Origin of the sequence: Microbacterium sp. NPDC086615 (assembly GCF_040686055.1) — a bacterium.
Lineage (GTDB): Bacteria > Actinomycetota > Actinomycetes > Actinomycetales > Microbacteriaceae > Microbacterium.
Genome location: NZ_JBFBJJ010000006.1, coordinates 22,161 through 38,690, shown reverse-complemented (window position 1 = coordinate 38,690; position 16,530 = coordinate 22,161). Strand labels below are relative to the sequence as shown.

Sequence of the window (16,530 nt, the reverse complement as noted above, 5' to 3'; positions counted from 1 at the left end):
CATGAAGCGCTCCAAAATCCTTTTGGCCGCCACCGCGGCCGTCGCCCTCGGCCTGAGCCTCTCGGCCTGCGCCGGGCCGAGCGCCGGCGGCTCCGACGACGGCTTGAACACGATCTCGAGCGGCACGCTCCGTATCGGCACCACGGGCGACACCAAGCCCTACGCCTACACCGACAACGGCGAGCTCCAGGGCTTCGACGTCGAGATCGCACGCGAAGTGGCCAAGCGTCTCGACCTGCAGACCGAGTTCGTCACGCAGGAGTTCTCCGCTCTCCTGCCGGCGGTCGCGAACGGTCAGCTCGACCTCGCCGCCGCCTCCATCAGCGACACCGAGAAGCGTCGCGAGACGGTCGACTTCAGCGACCACTACTTCATCGCCTACATCTCCGTGCTCGCCTCCCCGGCATCCGGGATCACCGACGACGAGGCGACCCTGAGCGGCAAGCGTCTGGGCGTCGTGCAGGGCACGATCCAGGACAGCTACGCCCAGGAGAACTTCCCCGGCGTCGAGATCGTGCGCTTCCCCGACAACAACAGCGCGATCGCGGGTCTCACGGCGGGCACGATCGACGCGCACTTCCTCGACTTCCCCGTGGCGGAGGACTACGCGGCTCAGTCCGGCGGACGCCAGGAGATCGCGATCAACATCCCCGTCCCCGACTACCCCGTGGGCATGGCCGTGTCGAAGCAGAACACGGCGCTGAAGGATGCCGTCAACGGGGCCCTGGCCGACATGATCGCCGATGGGACCTGGCTGAGCATCGACATGAAGTTCTTCCCCGACCAGCCGGTTCCCGACCAGTTCCAGCCGACGAAGTGACCCATGGACCTCGCTGACACCCTGGGCAACATCGCGCGCAGCTTCTTCGACGTCACGTCGATGCTGCGAGCGCTGCCCGACATGCTCGCCTACGGCATCTGGAACACCCTCCTGCTGTCGCTCGCGGCCACCGTCATCGGCATCGTGCTCGGACTCGGCCTGGCCGTCATGGGCACGAGCCGGTCACGTCTGCTGCGCACCCTCAGTCGGATCTACACCGACATCTTCCGAGGGCTCCCGGCGATCCTGACGATCCTTCTGATCGGAACGGGGCTCGCCCCGCTGTTCAACGGCATCACCCGCGGAAACCCCTACCCTCTCGGCATCCTGGCGCTGAGCCTCATCGCCAGCGCCTACCTCGGAGAGATCTTCCGCGCGGGAATCCTCGCGGTCGACAAGGGCCAGCTCGAGGCCGCTCGCGCGCTGGGCATGACGCACCGCGACGCGATGCGACTCATCGTGATCCCGCAGGCGGTGCGTCAGGTGCTGCCGTCGCTGGTGAACCAGTTCATCGCCATCGTGAAGGACTCGTCGCTGGTGTACTTCCTCGGCCTGATCACGTCGCAGCGCGAGTTGTTCCGCATCGGGCAGGACGCCGCCATCACCAACGGCAACCTCTCGCCGCTGGTGCTCGCCGGCATCTTTTACCTCATCATCACGGTGCCCCTCACTCACTTGGTCAACGTGATCGACCGTCGCCTCCGTGACGGGCGTCCGCTGGGCCGTCGTCGTCGCCCGGCGAACGACGCTCCGGCTGAGACGGTGCTTCCCGACCCCATCCTGTCGGCAGGTCCGACCACCGCGCCGCAGAACGGAGCACAACGATGAGCGACATCCTCACCGCCCCCACGGGTGCTTTCACACCGGCGGCGGGCTCGCTCTCCGTGCGGGGGCTGACGAAGGACTTCGGACCGGTTCGCGTGCTACACGGCGTCGACATCGAGGTTCCCGCCGGGAAGACCACCTGCATCATCGGTCCGTCGGGATCGGGCAAATCGACCGTGCTGCGCTGCATCAACCGTTTGGAAGAGGCGTCGGGCGGAGCCGTCCTGCTCGACGGGGTCGACGTCCTCACGGGGTCGGACGACGCATTGCGCCGCCGGATCGGCATGGTGTTCCAGCACTTCAACCTGTTCCCGCACCGGACCGTGCTCGACAACATCGTGCTCCCCCTCCGGCGGGTGCGCGGCGTGAGCGCGGCCGCGGCGCGGGAGGTCGCGCACAAGCGCCTCGCGGAGGTGGGGCTCGCCGAGAAGGCCGACATGCGCCCGGCATCGCTCTCGGGCGGTCAGAAGCAGCGCGTGGCGATCGCCCGTGCTCTCGCCATGGAGCCGGAGGTCATGCTCTTCGACGAGGCGACGTCGGCCCTGGACCCCGAGCTGGTGAAGGGCGTCCTGGCGTTGATGCGTCGGCTCGCCCGCGCCGGCATGACCATGGTCGTCGTGACGCATGAGATGGGCTTCGCCCGCGAGGTCGCCGATCAGGCGGTCTTCATGGACCGCGGCGTGGTCGTCGAGGTGGGTCCTCCTGCATCCCTTTTCGACAATCCCCAGACGGAGCGCCTGAAAGCCTTCCTCGACCAGGTCCTGTGACCTGTCCTCACCACCAGGAGAATCATGATCATCGATGCCCTTCCCTCCGATCTCGCTCTGACCTCGAAGGGTCTGGTCCCGGATGCCACCTCCGGCGACCCCGAGCAGTTCACCGCCCCGATCGCGAGCGGTGGCGGCCTGCGCGTGGGCACGTGGATGTGCGAGCCCGGTGAATTCCCGTGGTCGTGGACGCACGCGGAGATGTTCCACATCATCGAGGGCGAGGGGACGCTGACCGACGCCGATGGCTGCGTGCATGTCATCGCTCCCGGCCGCGTGTTCTTCATGGAGGCCGGCGACACGGGCACCTGGGTCGTGACCAAGACCATCCGCAAGAGCTGGGTCGTCCCCGAGCAGGTCTGACGGCCGCAGCCGCAGACCCGAGAACGAGAACGAGAACGGACGACGATGAACGGCTCCCCTTCCCCCCACGGGCGACGGAGGGGCGCCGCTCATCGCCCCGCCGGGACTTCGGCGGCCCCACCCTGCCGCGGGGTCGGGATTCGATCGCATCCACGATGCGGGGCATCCCCCGACCCTCGAACGAACACGAGGCGGTGGCCGTTCGCGGGGTGGCGGCCACGGTCCCCTGTCGAAGGCAAGGCTTCCCATGCGCCGACTCGATGACATCGATGAGCAACTCCTGCGAGAGCTCCGGCGCAACGCCCGCGCGAGCCACGCGATGCTGGGAAGCGTCGTCCGACTTTCGCGCAACGCCGTTCGTCAGCGCGTCGAGAGACTCGAACGCGACGGGCACATCGAGGGCTACACGATCCGCGAGGCGATCACGGTCGGCCCCGGTGCCGACGCGGCCGTGGCGACCTTGCTCGTCCAGCGTCATGACCGGATGCGAGGCGACGACGTCGTGGCATCCCTGGAGGCGATTCCGGAGGTACGCCGGTGCGACGTGGTCGCCGGCGAACTCGACCTCGTCGTGCACGTGGAGGCTGCGAACACGACCCGCGTGAGCGAGATCTGGCGCCTCGTCGCGGGCCACCCGGGTGTCAAGGACATCACCACGGCGGTGACGCTGAGCGTCGTCATCGACAGGTCCCGGGCATGAGGAGGCTTCAGAGTGAGGTGCCGCCGAAGCGCTCGCGCAGCTCGGCTTTGATGACCTTTCCGGATGCCGTGCGGGGCAACGCCTCGATCACGACCACCTCTTTGGGGAGCTTGTAGCGCGCCACCTGCCCGTCGAGGTGCGCGCGCACGGCGGTGGTGTCGACCATCGTCCCCTCGCTCACGGTCAGCACGGCCAGCGGGACTTCGCCCCAGCGATTGTCCGGGATGCCGATGACGGCGACGCCCGTGACTCCCGGTATGTCGGCGATCAGGGCTTCGACCTCGGCCGGGTAGATGTTCTCGCCGCCGGAGATGATCATGTCTTTCGATCGTCCGCAGATGTAAAGGTAGCCGTCGGCGTCGAGGTAACCGAGGTCGCCGGAGCGGAACCACCCGTCGTCGGTCTTCGCCGCGCGCGTCGCTTCGTCGAGACCGAGATAGCCGGCGAAGACGTTCGGTCCCGTGACGTGGATCTCTCCCACGGTGCCGGCCGGGACCGGGCGCCCCTCATCGTCGACGACGCGTACCTCGGTGAAGAAGTGCGGGAGACCGACACTGCCCTGCTTCGCCCGCGTCATGTGCGGAGCGAGCGAGGTCGCCCCGGGCGAGGTCTCGGTCATGCCGTACCCCTGCGAGAACGACAGTCCGCGCTCTTCCCACGCCCGCAGGATGCGGTCCGGGACGGCGGATCCGCCGCAGGTGAGGGTGTGCAGGCTCGAGATGTCGGTGCTCGCCCAGGAAGGATGGTCGGCCATGAGCTGGAAGGTCGTGGGCACGCCGGAGATCATCGTCACGCGGTGCTGCTCGACGAGGTCGAGCGCGCGGCCGGCCTCGAACCCCTTCTCGAGGACGAGGGTCCCGCCCTTGAGGACGACGGGGAGGGCGCCCATGCCGAGCGAGGCGACATGGAAGAGCGGCGAGATCATGAGCGCCACATCGTCCGAGACGACGTCGTAGTCGATGATCGTGTTCACGGCCACGGCTGTCAGGTTCTCGTGCGTGAGTACGGCGCCCTTGGGGCGACCCGTCGTGCCCGAGGTGTAGACGACGGCGGCGGGGGCGCCCGGTTCGGCGATCACGAGAGCGGGGGCGGGGCCGGCGGCATCCATTCTCCGATCGAAGCCCGGTTCGCCGTTGCGTCCGGACGCTCCCGTGCGGATGCGTCGTGGCGGGCTCGCGAGACCGGCCTCGATCGCGTCGAGCCGGTCGTCGAACACAGCGTCGTGGACGAGCACGCGGGCGCGGCTGTCGGTGAGGACGTGGGCGATCTCGGGCCCCGCGAGCCGGGTGTTGACCGGGACGAAGACGGCGCCCATGCGCACCGCGCCGAACAGCGTGACGAGGAAATCGGGACTGTTCTCGCCGAGGTAGGCGACGGTGTCACCGGCGCCGACGCCCTCCTCGACCAGGACGGCGGACACCGCCTCGGCGCGGTCCGCGAGCTGTCGGTAGGTCAGTCGCTGGTTCTCACCGAACACCACGGCGGTCTTCTCGGGCGATCGCAGCCTGCGGCGGGGGAGCCAGGCTCCGAGTCCTTGGGTTCTCATGCGCGGTCTCTTCTTCGAGTGCGGATTTCGCGAAGGGGTTCGGGGCCCGCGCGTGGCGGGCCCCGGGCGGCTCACGCGTAGAAGCGGTAGAGGCCGCGTGCGACGACGGCGGGCTTGCTGCCGCCCTCGATCTCGATCGTCTGGTCGACGGCGAGCTGGTAGCCGCCGGCGATCTCGGTGATCTCGGCGACGACGGCGTTCATGCGCACGCGGGCGCCGACCTTCACGGGCGAGATGAAGCGGACCTTGTCGAGGCCGTAGTTCACCTTGGTGGTCACGCCCGTGACGTCCAGCAGCTCTGTCCAGAACTTCACGGCGAGCGACAGGCTGAGGAACCCGTGGGCGATCGCGCCGCCGAAAGGGCCGCCCTTCGCGCGCTCGGGATCGGTGTGGATCCACTGGTGGTCGTCGGTCGCGTCGGCGAAGAGGTCGACGCGGTCCTGCGTGATCTCGAGCCAGTCCGACCAGCCGAGGTCGGTGCCGGCGAGGCCCGCGATGTCGTCGTAGGCGATGGTGGTGGTCATCAGTTCTCCTTGGAGGGGGTCGAGAGGCCGAGGAGGCGCGCGGCGTTGTCCTTGACAATCCCCGGCATCACCTCGGTCTTCAGGGCGGTCTGCTCGACGTCGCGCATCCAGCGGTCGGGGGTGAGCAGGGGAAAATCCGAGCCGAACAGGATGCGGCTCTTCAGGAAGGAGTTGGCGGCTCGCACGAGCTGCTCGGGGAAGTACTTCGGGCTCCATCCCGACAGGTCGATCCACGTGTTGTGCTTGTGCGTGGCCACCGAGATCGCCTCGTCCTGCCACGGCACCGAGGGGTGGGCCATGATGATCTGCAGGTCGCCGAAGTCGGCCGCGACCGCGTCGAGCAGCATCGGGTTCGACAGGCCGAGGCGCAGGCCCCGCCCGCCCTTCATCCCCGCCCCGATCCCGGTCTGGCCCGTGTGGAAGAGCGCGACCACGCCCGCTGCCTGCAAGGCGTCGTAGAGCGGGTAGTGGCGCTCGTCGCTGGGGTCGAAGTTCTGCACCGTGGGGTGGAACTTGAACCCGCGGACTCCGGAATCCTCGATGAGCCGACGCGCTCGATCGACGGCGTCGACGCGGTTCGGGTCGACCGAGCCGAAGGGGATCAGGACGTCGTTGTGGCGCGCGGCCCCCGCGGCGATGTCCGCGCTGGAGAGAGGAGGGTGATCGAGGTGGCTCTCGGCATCCACCGTGAACACGACCGCGGCCATCGACCGTTCGCGGTAGTACTCCGCGATGCTGTCGAGGTCGGGGCGAGCGGCATCGACGGCGAAGTAGCGACTCGCGGCTGCCGCCAGGTCGTCAGGCAGCGACGCGTGGCCGTGCCCGTCGACCTCGATGTGCACGTGGACGTCGATGGCCTTCAGCGCCTCGACATCGATGGCGGACTCATAGCGGACCATGGTCGTCAGGCGGTCGGAGTGGGGCGCTGCAGCTCGGTGGGCAGGGCGGGGAACCGCTCGCCGACGCTCTGGAGTTCTCCGACCGCCTCGGCGAATCCGTCGTTCAGGGCCTCGAACGTCCAGCCGCCCTCGCGATACGCCGTCGCGACGGGCTCGGGGTGCGACCACAGCTGCAGGCGGTCGCCGCCGATGCCGATCGCCTGACCCGTCACGCCGGCGGCGGCGTCCGAGGCGAGGTAGGCGACGAGACCGGCGACGTCGTCGGAGGTGCCGAAGCCGAGGTCGTGTCGGAAGAACGCGGGCATGGGCTCCCCCGCAGCATCGGCCTCGACGGCGGCGGCGAAGTAGGGGACCGTCGCGGTCATCGCGGTGGCGGCGACGGGGATCACGGCGTTCGCGGTGATGCCGGCCTTCTTGAGCTCGAGCGCCCAGGTGCGCACCATGCCGACGATGCCCGCCTTGGCGGCCGCGTAGTTGGTCTGGCCGAAGTTGCCGCGCTGGCCCGTGGGCGAGCCGATGCAGATGATCCGCCCGGGGATCTCGTTCTGGCGCATGTACGTCGCGGCGGCCCGGACGGTGGTGAAGGTGCCGCGAAGGTGCACGCCGATGACGGTGTCGAAGTCGTCGTCGCTCATCTTCCAGAGGACCGTGTCGCGCAGGACCCCGGCGTTGGTCACGAGGATGTCGAGGCGTCCGAAGTTGTCCACCGCGGCCGCGACGAGTGCATCGGCGGTCTCGGTCGGGCCGACCGGGGCGGCGACGGCTACCGCGCGTCCGCCCGCGTCGACGATGGTCTTCACCGCGGCGTCGGCGGTGGCGGCATCCACGTCGTTGATGACGACCGCTGCCCCCTGGCGGGCGAGCTCCTGGGCGTAGGCGAGGCCGAGGCCGCGCCCCGAACCCGTGACGATGGCGACTTTGCCGGTGAGCGACATGGTGAACTCCTTCGTGTCGCCGCCATCGTGCCATCCATTCGTTGAAAATGTCAATGATTGAGTTTCGCTACACTGTCCTCATGACTCCCGCGGCCGACGACGACGCCGGCGAGGCGTCGCGGCTGGAGCACGCTCCCCTCGCCGACGACCTCGGCTTCCTGCTCGCGCGCGCGGCGGCGGTGTCGCAGGCGACGGGCAATGAGGCGCTCGCGGCGCACGGGCTGAAGGTGCGTTCGTACTCGGTCCTCGCCCTCGCCGTCACCGGCGGGCGGCCCTCGCAGCGGGAGCTCGCGGCCTTCTTGCGGCTCGACCCGAGCCAGGTGGTTGCCCTGATCGACGACCTCGAGCGGCGCGGGCTCGTCACGCGAGAGCCCGACCCGCGCGATCGCCGCGCGAACGTCGTGGCCGCGACCCTCGAGGGGCGGGCGCTCTACCGTCGTGCTCTCGTCGACGTCGAGGCGGGGGAGCGGCGCGCGCACGCGGCGCTCTCGCGCGCCGATCGGGCGGAATTGGCGCGGCTGCTGCGAGCGGCGGCGTTTCCGGCCGAGAGCTGAGGGGCGCCCGCTCCCGGCTCACGTGCCCGGGACTCTCGCCCCGAGGCTCGCGCCCCGGGTTCAGGCCCCGGGTTCACGCCCGCGGCTCGGGCCCCGGATCCGCCCCCGGGCTCAGGCCCCGGGTTCGCGCCTCGGCTCACGCCCCCGGGTTTAGCCGGTCCAGCAGATCCAGCCCGTGCCGCGCCCAGGCGATCTCGCCCTCGGCGCGGTCGAGGAAGCCCTCGTACGTGAACACCTTGAAGGCCACGATCGCGTCGTGATCGTGCTCGGTGTCGCTCGCGAGGCGGCGCTCCACGATCGGGTGCGTGCGCCGGCGGATGGCATCCAACTGCGCCTGCCACTGGGCGCGGCGCAACTCGTACTGCGCGATGTGCTCCTGCAGGTGGCGTCGCGCGACGTCGGGCTCGGTCCACTCGAAGTAGGCCGCGCGCAGGTGCGCCGGATCGCGTTCGCTCGGGTAGTCGATCGGCTCGCGCATCCAGGCGCGGAACGCGGCGACGCCCTCGTCGGTGACGGAATACTGCGTCTTCGTCGACTTCTCGCCCCACGGCACCGACTCATCGACCAGCAAGCCGTCGCGGACCATGCGCTTGAGCTCGGGGTAGATCTGCGAGTCGGGGGCGTGCCACACGTGCCCGACCGACACGTGGAAGGCCTTCGCGAGGTCGTATCCGGTCATGGGCTGGGCGGTCAGCAGGGCAAGGAGGGCGTAGCGCAGGCTCATCGGCCGCCTCCTTCGCGCTTGCGGATGCCGAGCTTCCACCGTATCTTCTCCGCTATAACTATCTTGATAGTGAGTGGACAAGGGAGTGCACCATGCAGGAGACAGTGACCGCGAAGCTGCTCGATCACCCGCGGAACGCGTGGTACGTCGCCGCGTGGGACCACGAGGTCGGGCGCAAGAAGATCCTCGCCCGGACCGTCGCGGGTCGTCCTCTCGCTCTCTACCGCACCGAGGACGGCCGCGCGGTCGCGCTCGCCGACGCCTGCTGGCACCGTCTCGCGCCCCTGTCGCAGGGCGCGCTGGTCGGCCCGGAAGACATTCGCTGTCCCTACCACGGCATCACCTACGACGCTCGCGGGCGCTGCACGAGCATGCCGGCGCAGGAGACGATCAACCCCAGCGCCCTCGTCCCCTCGTTCCCCGTCGTCGACCGGTACCGCTACGTGTGGGTTTGGGTGGGCGATCCCGCTCTCGCCGACCCCGCGCTCATCCCCGACATGCATCAGATGACGGATGCCGCCTGGACCGGCGACGGCCTGACGATCCACGCTCCGTGCAACTACCAGCTCATCCTCGACAACCTGATGGACCTCACGCACGAGGAGTTCGTGCACTCCAGCAGCATCGGCCAGAAGGAGCTCAGCGAGAGCGAGTTCGTCACGAGCCACACCGACACCACCGTCACCGTCGAGCGGTGGATGCGCGACATCGAGGCGCCGCCGTTCTGGCTGAAGAACATGCGCGACAAGTTCCCGGGCTTCTCGGGCCGCGTCGACCGCTGGCAGATCATCCACTTCGAAGCGCCGTCGACGATCTGCATCGACGTCGGTGTCGCCAAGGCCGGCACCGGGGCGCCCGAGGGCGACCGCTCGCAGGGCGTCAACGGCTACGTGATGAACACGATCACCCCCGAGACCGCGCGCTCGAGCCACTACTTCTGGTCGTTCCAGCGCAACTACCGTCTCGACAGCCAGCTCATCACCACCCAGCTGCGCGACGGCGTGCACGGCGTCTTCGGTGAGGACGAGGCGATGCTCGCCGCTCAGCAGGCCGCGATCGACGCCAACCCCGACTACGAGTTCTACAGCCTGAACATCGATGCGGGCGGCATGTGGGTGCGCCGCATCCTCGAGCGGATGCTGCTCGCCGAGGGCCGCGACCACGCGCCCGCCCCGCGCCGCGGCGCTCAGCTGGTGCGCTGACGTGGCGGTCTCACGCACGGAGGTCTGGCAGGGCGGCACGGTCGTGGCATCCCGCTCCCTCACGCCCGAGATCCGCCGCATCGAGATCGAGGTCGACGACCCGGCACCGGTCGCGCCGGGAGCTCACGTCGACGTGCGTCTGACGATCGCGGGCGAGCGGGACCGGCGGTCGTACTCGATCGTGGATGCCACCGACGACGGCCGCCGCATCGCGCTCAGCGTCTACACCTCACCGGTGAGCCGCGGGGGCGCGGCCGTCATGAACGCCCTCGCGCCCGGTGACCGATTGGAGCTCACGCAGCCGCTGAACGACTTCCCGCTGAGGCCCGGGGCTGAGCGTTACGTGCTCATCGCGGGAGGCGTCGGCATCACCGCGATGATCGGAATGGCGGCGAGTCTCCGCTCCCGCGGAGCCGACTACCGTCTGCTCTACGCCGGTCGCAGCCGCCCGCTCATGGCGTATGTCGACGACCTGCGCGAGGTGCACGGTGAGCGCCTGCGCCTGCACGTGCGCGACGAGAACACCTCGCTGGTCGTCCCCGATCTCGTCTCCGGCATCGACTCCGGCACCGAGGTCTACGTCTGCGGGCCGATCCGACTGATGGATGCCATCCGCCGGGAGTGGATGAAACAGAACCGCCCGATCGCGGACCTCCGCATGGAGACGTTCGGCAACAGCGGATGGTTCGACGCGCAGGAGTTCACCGTGCGCATCCCGGCGACCGGGATCGAGGCGCGCGTGCGTCCGAACCAGTCGATGCTCGAGGCTCTCGAGGCGGCCGGCGCCGACATGATGTGGGACTGCCGCAAGGGCGAGTGCGGTCTGTGCGAGGTACGGGTGCTGGGCCTCGAGGGCGACATCGACCACCGCGACGTGTTCTACAGCGAGCGTCAGAAGGACGCCCGCTCGAAGATGTGCTGCTGTGTCTCGCGCGTGGTGGCTCCCGCAGACGGCGCCGCCGTGGTCGAGATCGTCACGAGCTGACGGCGTCGCTCTCCCGCGATGTTGGGGTGAGACTGCACGCTGCTGACATCTCCATTGCAGCGTGCAGTGGAGATGTCAGCTGTATGCAGTCTCGCGGCCGCGGCCGCGGCGGGGCGCCCGGCGGAGCGCGGAGCCGGGGTCAGTCGAGCCGCGAGTGCTCGCCGAGGCGGTGCCAGGTGCGGTTGTGGTAGACCAGCGCGGCGCCCGGCTCGCCGGGCTCGAGGTCGCGCTCGACGTCGACCTGCAGGGCCTGTGCGGCGATCACGGTCGAGCCACCGGCATCCATTCGACTGACGATCTTGCACCGCAGCCAGGCGCGTACGCCGTGGTAGACGGGCTCGCCGGTGGGAAGGCGCGACCACGTCGACGTGTCGGCGAAGCGATCGAGCCCGCTGGTCGAGGCGGTGCGCGCGAGACCGATGTCTTCGGCGTCGAGCAGGTGCACGACGATCGTGTCGGCCGCGACGATCGTCGGGGTCGCCGATGACAGCGCCGACACCGAGAAGATCAGCAGCGGCGGTTCGGCGCTCACCGACGACACCGACGATGCGGTCAGCGCGACGGGCCCGTTCTCGCCGTAGGCGGTGATCACGGCGATGCCGCCCGGGTGTCCGCGGAAGGCGCGCTTGAAGTCGTCCGCCGAGACCGAGGTGCCGATCGCGGGGGTGCTCTCGGGGGCTGCATGCGGAAGGGAAGTCATACCTCAAACGGTAGGCGCTTCCGCGTGCCTCGGCGTCGTCGCGTGCAACACGGCGACACGCTTCGCGCGATCCACCGCGGTCCCGAGTCACAGAGTGTGAAGCTTCACATTTACCAATTCGTGATGATTCGGCTGCCGATATTTCTTGACACAGCTAATTGTGTGAGCGCTAACATTCACGAGTCAGCCCACCCGAGGGGGCTGCATCACATGAACCGGCAGCGGTGCCGGCGAAACGAGGAGGTTTCAACATGAAGGCGAAGAAGATTCTTGCCGGGTTCGCTCTGGTGGGCGCGATCGCTCTGACCACGGCCGGCTGTGCCGGTGGGGGCAACACCGCCGGCGGCGGGGGCGGCGACGACAAGGTCATCACCGTCGGCTTCGCGCAGACCGGCTCCGAGAGCGGGTGGCGCAGCGCCAACACCGAGTCGATGAAGGAGGCGTTCTCCGAGGCGAACGGCTTCAACCTCATCTTCAACGCGGCCGACAACAAGCCCGAGGCGCAGATCGCCGCGGTCCGCAGCTTCATCAACCAGGGCGTCGACGCGATCGTGCTCGCGCCGATCGTCACCGACGGCTGGGACGACGTGCTGAAGGAGGCGAAGGATGCCAACATCCCCGTCATCCTCGAAGACCGCACGGTCTCCGCTCCCGAAGACCTGTACGCGAGCTGGGTCGGCCTCGACTTCAAGAAGGAAGGCGAGACCGCGGGCACCTGGGTCGCCGACAACTTCGGCAAGACGCCCACCAACCTGGTCGTGCTCGAGGGCACCACGGGCTCGTCGGCAGCGACCGACCGTGCCGCCGGGTTCGACGAGGCCATCAAGGGCACCGACATCAAGGTCCTCGACTCGCAGACGGGCAACTTCACCCGCGCCGAGGGCAAGACGGTGATGGAGGGCTTCCTGCAGAAGTACGGCTCCACGATCAACGTGCTGTTCGCGCACAACGACGACATGGGCCTCGGCGCCCTCGACGCGATCAAGGCCGCCGGCCTCAAGCCCGGTACCGACATCAAGATCGTGACGATCGACGCCGTCAAGGACGGCATGACCGCCCTGGCCGACGGCGAGTTCAACTACATCGTCGAGTGCAACCCGCTGCTCGGTGACAAGGTCGCCGAGGTCGTCAAGAAGGTCGTGGCCGGCGAGTCCGTCGACAAGAGCTACATCGTCGAGGACCAGGCGTTCGACCAGGAGCAGGCGAAGGCCGCTCTGCCCGACCGCAAGTACTGATCCCTCCCTCCCGGGGTGTGCGGGGCCGCGACCGGCCCCGCACACCCTCCCGGTACCCCAGAAAGCGATCGAGCATGACATCCGAACGTGCTGCAGCGGCCCCCGGCCCGCAGGCCGCCGTGGTCGAGATGCGAGGAATCAGCATCACCTTCCCCGGAGTGAAGGCCCTCGACGGGGTCGACTTCACCCTCTACCCCGGCGAAGTCCACTCCCTCATGGGCGAGAACGGCGCCGGCAAGTCCACGCTCATCAAAGCCCTCACCGGTGTCTACGGCATCGACGCCGGCACCATTCGCGTCGATGGCGAGCAGCGGCTCTTCCGCGCCACCGCCGACGCGCAGGCGGCGGGCATCGCCACCGTTTATCAAGAGGTCAACCTCTGCCAGAACCTCACCGTCGGCGAGAACGTCATGCTCGGTCAGGAGGTCCGCCGCGCGGGCATGATCGATTGGAAGGCGACCCACGCGGCCGCCGAACGTCATCTCTCCGAGCTCGGCGTGCGCATCGACACGCGGTCGATCCTCGCGAGCCACTCGATCGCGATCCAGCAGCTCGTCGCGATCAGTCGCGCCATGGTGGTCGACACCAAGGTGCTCGTCCTCGACGAGCCCACGTCCAGCCTCGACCGCGGCGAGGTCGAGCAGCTCTTCGGCGTCGTGCGCGATCTCCGCGACCGCGGCGTCGCGATCCTGTTCGTCTCGCACTTCCTCGACCAGATCTACGAGATCTCCGACCGCCTGACCGTGCTCCGCAACGGCACGCTGGTGGGGGAGTACCCCGTCGAAGAACTCGGCCGCGAACAACTCGTCGCCAAGATGATCGGCCGCGAGCTCGGCGAGTTGGATGCCATCTCCGCCAGCGCCGAGCGCCCGATCGACCGGTCCGGCACCCCCGTGCTGCGGGCCATCGGCCTCGGCCGCAAGAACGCCCTCGAGCCCGTCGACCTCGAAGTGTTTGGGGGCGAGGTCGTCGGGCTCGCGGGTCTCCTCGGCTCCGGCCGTACGGAGCTCGCGCGTCTCATCGCGGGGGCGGACCGCACCGATGGCGGTTCCCTGGAGGTGGGTGGTTCGTCCGCTCGCACCGGCTCGCCCCGACACGCGCTCGATCGCGGTATCGCCTTCTCGTCCGAGGACCGTCGCGCCGAGGGCATCGTCGGCGACCTCACGGTGGCCGAGAACATCATCCTCGGTGTGCAGGCCCGTCGCGGCGCACTCCGTCGCGTGGGCGCCGCCGAGAAGCAGGCGATCGTCGACGAGTACATCACCGCCCTCGGTGTCCGCCCGGCCAACCCGAACGCCCTGATCCGCAACCTCTCGGGTGGCAACCAGCAGAAGGTGCTGCTCGCCCGTTGGCTCGCCACGGCACCGGAGCTGCTCATCCTCGATGAGCCCACGCGCGGCATCGACGTCGGCGCCAAGGCCGACATCCAACGCAAGGTCGCCGAGCTCGCTGAGAAGGGCCTGTCGGTCATCTTCATCTCCTCCGAGCTCGAAGAGGTCCTGCGCCTCGCCCAGCGCGTGGCCGTGCTCCGCGACCGTCGTAAGATCGGCGAACTGGCCACCAAGGACGTCGATCTCGACGGCCTCGTGGCATACATCGCCGAAGGTCAGGCGGAGCCGACCACGCCCGCAACCGCCCCCGAGACATCGCCGTCCGATCGGGAGAAGATCGCATGAAGAAGTTCCTCACGCACCGCCTCGTCTGGCCGATCGCGGCGCTCATCGCCCTGATCGCCGTCAACACGATCTCGCGGCCGTCGTTCCTCAGCATCACGGTGCAGAACGGGCAGCTCTACGGGTCGCTGATCGACATCCTGCGCAACAGCGCACCGCTCATGCTCGTCGCGCTCGGCATGACGCTCGTGATCGCCACCCGCGGCATCGACCTCTCGGTCGGCGCGATCATGGCGGTGTCCGGCGCCGTCGCGCTCACCATCATCGAAGCGTCCCCCGAACCGGGGAACCTCGGCGTCGTGATGATCGCGATCGTCGCGGCGGTGGGAACCGCTCTGCTGCTCGGCGTCTGGAACGGGTTCCTGGTCTCGGTGCTCGGCATCCAACCGATCATCGCCACGCTTGTGCTGATGCTCGCCGGCCGCGGTGTCGCCCTGCTGATCACCAAGGGCTTCATCACCACGATCAACAGCGACCCGTACCAGTTCATGGCGCAGGGTTACGTGCTGGGCCTGCCCTTCGCGTTCTACGTTTCGATCGTCGCCGTGATCGTGGTCGGGGTCCTCGAGCGTCGTACCGCTCTCGGCATGCTCACCGAAGCGGTGGGCATCAACCCCGAGGCGAGCCGCCTCGCCGGTGTCCGCTCGCGCGGCATCATCTGGGGTGCCTACATCGCCAGCGGCACGCTCGCGGGTATCGCCGGCATCCTCTACAGCTCGAACATCATGGCGGCCGACGCGAACGCGGCGGGCCTCTACATCGAGTTGGATGCCATCCTCGCGGTGGTGCTCGGTGGCACCTCGCTCGCGGGCGGCAAGTTCAGCATCGCGGGCACCGTGGTCGGCGTCTTCACGATCCAGACGCTCAAGAGCACGATCACCTTCCTCGGCGTCCCACCCGCGGTCAGCCCGGTGTTCATGGCCGCGGCCGTGCTCATCGTGGTGCTGCTGCAGTCGCCGCGGTTCCGCTCGTTCTTCCAGACGGCCGGTCGTTCCGCCGCCCGTCCGCTCACCCGCCGTCCTGACGCAAAGGTGCTGTCCTGATGACCACTCTCACCGCCCCGGAGCGCGGCGCCGCGTCGTCGATCAGCGCGTACCGGCGCTTCCTCAGCCGTCACATCTCGTGGGTCCCGGTGTTCGCCGCCGTGGCCATCCTGATCATCATGATCGCGGGCTCGATGGCCTACTTCCCGAACTTCCAGCTGCCGCGCATCATGTCGTCGATCCTGCTCGACAACGCGTACCTCCTGGTCCTCGCCGTGGGCATGACCTTCGTCATCCTCACCGGGGGCATCGACCTGTCGGTCGGCGCGGTCATGGCGTTCACCGGCATCCTGTGCGCCAAGCTCCTCGGTGACGGGGTCCCGGTGGCCGTGGCGGTCCCCGCGATGGTGCTCATCGGCGCGGCGATCGGCCTCTTGATCGGCGTGCTCGTGCAGTTCTTCGACGTGCAACCGTTCATCGCCTCGCTGATCGGCATGTTCCTCGCCCGCGGACTCGCGTTCGTGGTGAGCCTCGAGTCGATCAAGGTCGAGAACGACGGCATCCTGTGGCTGCAGTCCACGCGGTTCTCGTTCGCCGGCTGGTACATCACCCCCACGGGCATCATCGCCCTGCTGACCGTCGCGATCGCGGCCTTCGTGCTCCGCTACACGCGCTTCGGTCGCACGGTCTACGCGGTCGGCGGCAACGAGCAGTCGGCCCGGCTCATGGGTCTGCCGGTCGTGCGGACGAAACTGTCGGTCTACGTCATCAGCGGGGTGTGCGCGGGCCTCGCGGGCATCGTCCTGACGGCGTACTCCGGTGCCGGGTACCCCCTCAACGGCGTGGGGACCGAGCTCGACACGATCGCCGCGGTCGTCATCGGGGGGACGCTCCTCACCGGCGGCAGCGGGTTCGTGATCGGCTCGATGATCGGCGTGTTCGTGTACGGCCTCATCCGCACGATCATCTCGTTCTCGGGCGCCGAGCAGTCCTGGACGCGCATCACCGTCGGCGCGCTCCTGCTGCTGTTCGTGGTGGTACAGCGCATCATCGTGTCGCGCTCCGCGCTCAGCCGGTGATGCTCCCGCGCCGTGT

General features: G+C 68.7%; 18 protein-coding genes. 12 read left to right on the top strand and 6 right to left on the bottom strand.

Annotated elements, in window-relative coordinates:
- Window position 1: 1 nt before the first annotated feature.
- From AB0O24_RS07935 to AB0O24_RS07915, 5 genes are all read left to right on the top strand, one after another.
- Window positions 2-820 carry an ABC transporter substrate-binding protein gene (locus AB0O24_RS07935; protein ID WP_275796895.1) on the top strand — a complete coding sequence of 273 codons (819 nt, stop codon included), beginning with the start codon at window positions 2-4 and terminating at the stop codon, window positions 818-820.
- A 3-nt stretch (window positions 821-823) separates the two neighbouring features.
- The gene (locus AB0O24_RS07930; RefSeq protein WP_275796893.1) at window positions 824-1,648 is read left to right on the top strand and encodes an amino acid ABC transporter permease; all 825 of its coding nucleotides are present in this window, start codon (window positions 824-826) and stop codon (window positions 1,646-1,648) included.
- Window positions 1,645-2,412, top strand: coding sequence for an amino acid ABC transporter ATP-binding protein (locus tag AB0O24_RS07925; protein WP_275796891.1), 768 nt, complete (start codon window positions 1,645-1,647; stop codon window positions 2,410-2,412). Before AB0O24_RS07930 ends, AB0O24_RS07925 begins: the two co-directional genes overlap by 4 nt.
- A gap of 24 nt (window positions 2,413-2,436) precedes the next feature.
- Window positions 2,437-2,775 carry a cupin domain-containing protein gene (locus AB0O24_RS07920; protein ID WP_275796889.1) on the top strand — a complete coding sequence of 113 codons (339 nt, stop codon included), beginning with the start codon at window positions 2,437-2,439 and terminating at the stop codon, window positions 2,773-2,775.
- 247 nt (window positions 2,776-3,022) lie between these two features.
- Window positions 3,023-3,475 (top strand): Lrp/AsnC family transcriptional regulator, encoded by a 453-nt coding sequence (locus tag AB0O24_RS07915; protein ID WP_275796887.1) that lies wholly within the window; start codon window positions 3,023-3,025, stop codon window positions 3,473-3,475.
- Between the two features lie 7 nt (window positions 3,476-3,482).
- On the opposite strand, the gene AB0O24_RS07910 is transcribed toward AB0O24_RS07915, so the two are convergent.
- From AB0O24_RS07910 to AB0O24_RS07895, 4 genes are all read right to left on the bottom strand, one after another.
- On the bottom strand, window positions 3,483-5,021 hold the full coding sequence (locus AB0O24_RS07910) for a long-chain fatty acid--CoA ligase (RefSeq protein ID WP_275796885.1): 1,539 nt from the start codon (window positions 5,019-5,021) through the stop codon (window positions 3,483-3,485).
- Between the two features lie 71 nt (window positions 5,022-5,092).
- Window positions 5,093-5,545, bottom strand: coding sequence for a MaoC family dehydratase (locus AB0O24_RS07905; protein ID WP_275796883.1), 453 nt, complete (start codon window positions 5,543-5,545; stop codon window positions 5,093-5,095).
- A complete protein-coding gene (locus tag AB0O24_RS07900; RefSeq protein ID WP_275796881.1) occupies window positions 5,545-6,444 on the bottom strand; it encodes an amidohydrolase family protein in 900 nt (299 codons plus the stop codon). The genes AB0O24_RS07905 and AB0O24_RS07900 overlap by 1 nt, the downstream gene beginning before the upstream one ends.
- 5 nt (window positions 6,445-6,449) lie before the next feature.
- On the bottom strand, window positions 6,450-7,379 hold the full coding sequence (locus AB0O24_RS07895) for an SDR family NAD(P)-dependent oxidoreductase (RefSeq protein WP_275796880.1): 930 nt from the start codon (window positions 7,377-7,379) through the stop codon (window positions 6,450-6,452).
- Between the two features lie 80 nt (window positions 7,380-7,459).
- Here AB0O24_RS07895 and AB0O24_RS07890 point away from each other — a divergent pair, with 80 nt between their 5' ends.
- Window positions 7,460-7,933: a MarR family transcriptional regulator gene (locus tag AB0O24_RS07890; protein ID WP_275796879.1), complete on the top strand. Its 474-nt coding sequence runs from the start codon at window positions 7,460-7,462 to the stop codon at window positions 7,931-7,933.
- A gap of 136 nt (window positions 7,934-8,069) precedes the next feature.
- On the opposite strand, the gene AB0O24_RS07885 is transcribed toward AB0O24_RS07890, so the two are convergent.
- On the bottom strand, window positions 8,070-8,657 hold the full coding sequence (locus AB0O24_RS07885) for a PadR family transcriptional regulator (protein ID WP_275796877.1): 588 nt from the start codon (window positions 8,655-8,657) through the stop codon (window positions 8,070-8,072).
- A gap of 92 nt (window positions 8,658-8,749) precedes the next feature.
- Between AB0O24_RS07885 and AB0O24_RS07880 the strand changes: the two genes are divergently transcribed.
- Together AB0O24_RS07880 and AB0O24_RS07875 are read left to right on the top strand one after the other, a co-directional pair.
- Window positions 8,750-9,859 (top strand): aromatic ring-hydroxylating dioxygenase subunit alpha, encoded by a 1,110-nt coding sequence (locus tag AB0O24_RS07880; RefSeq protein ID WP_363373843.1) that lies wholly within the window; start codon window positions 8,750-8,752, stop codon window positions 9,857-9,859.
- A 1-nt stretch (window position 9,860) separates the two neighbouring features.
- Window positions 9,861-10,844 carry a PDR/VanB family oxidoreductase gene (locus AB0O24_RS07875; RefSeq protein ID WP_363373841.1) on the top strand — a complete coding sequence of 328 codons (984 nt, stop codon included), beginning with the start codon at window positions 9,861-9,863 and terminating at the stop codon, window positions 10,842-10,844.
- Window positions 10,845-10,983: 139 nt separating this feature from the next.
- Here the strand turns inward: AB0O24_RS07875 and AB0O24_RS07870 are convergent, their stop codons facing one another.
- Window positions 10,984-11,544, bottom strand: coding sequence for a flavin reductase family protein (locus tag AB0O24_RS07870; RefSeq protein ID WP_275796872.1), 561 nt, complete (start codon window positions 11,542-11,544; stop codon window positions 10,984-10,986).
- 251 nt (window positions 11,545-11,795) lie between these two features.
- Here AB0O24_RS07870 and AB0O24_RS07865 point away from each other — a divergent pair, with 251 nt between their 5' ends.
- The 4 genes from AB0O24_RS07865 to AB0O24_RS07850 all read left to right on the top strand — a co-directional run bounded on the left by AB0O24_RS07865 (window position 11,796) and on the right by AB0O24_RS07850 (window position 16,514).
- On the top strand, window positions 11,796-12,779 hold the full coding sequence (locus tag AB0O24_RS07865; protein WP_275796870.1) for an ABC transporter substrate-binding protein: 984 nt from the start codon (window positions 11,796-11,798) through the stop codon (window positions 12,777-12,779).
- A gap of 74 nt (window positions 12,780-12,853) precedes the next feature.
- A complete protein-coding gene (locus AB0O24_RS07860; protein ID WP_275799888.1) occupies window positions 12,854-14,455 on the top strand; it encodes a sugar ABC transporter ATP-binding protein in 1,602 nt (533 codons plus the stop codon).
- Complete coding sequence (locus AB0O24_RS07855; protein WP_275799885.1) at window positions 14,452-15,495, top strand: ABC transporter permease; 1,044 nt, start codon at window positions 14,452-14,454, stop codon at window positions 15,493-15,495. The genes AB0O24_RS07860 and AB0O24_RS07855 overlap by 4 nt, the downstream gene beginning before the upstream one ends.
- Window positions 15,495-16,514, top strand: a complete 1,020-nt coding sequence (locus AB0O24_RS07850) for a sugar ABC transporter permease YjfF (protein ID WP_275799884.1) — start codon at window positions 15,495-15,497, stop codon at window positions 16,512-16,514. Before AB0O24_RS07855 ends, AB0O24_RS07850 begins: the two co-directional genes overlap by 1 nt.
- Window positions 16,515-16,530 lie beyond the last annotated feature (16 nt).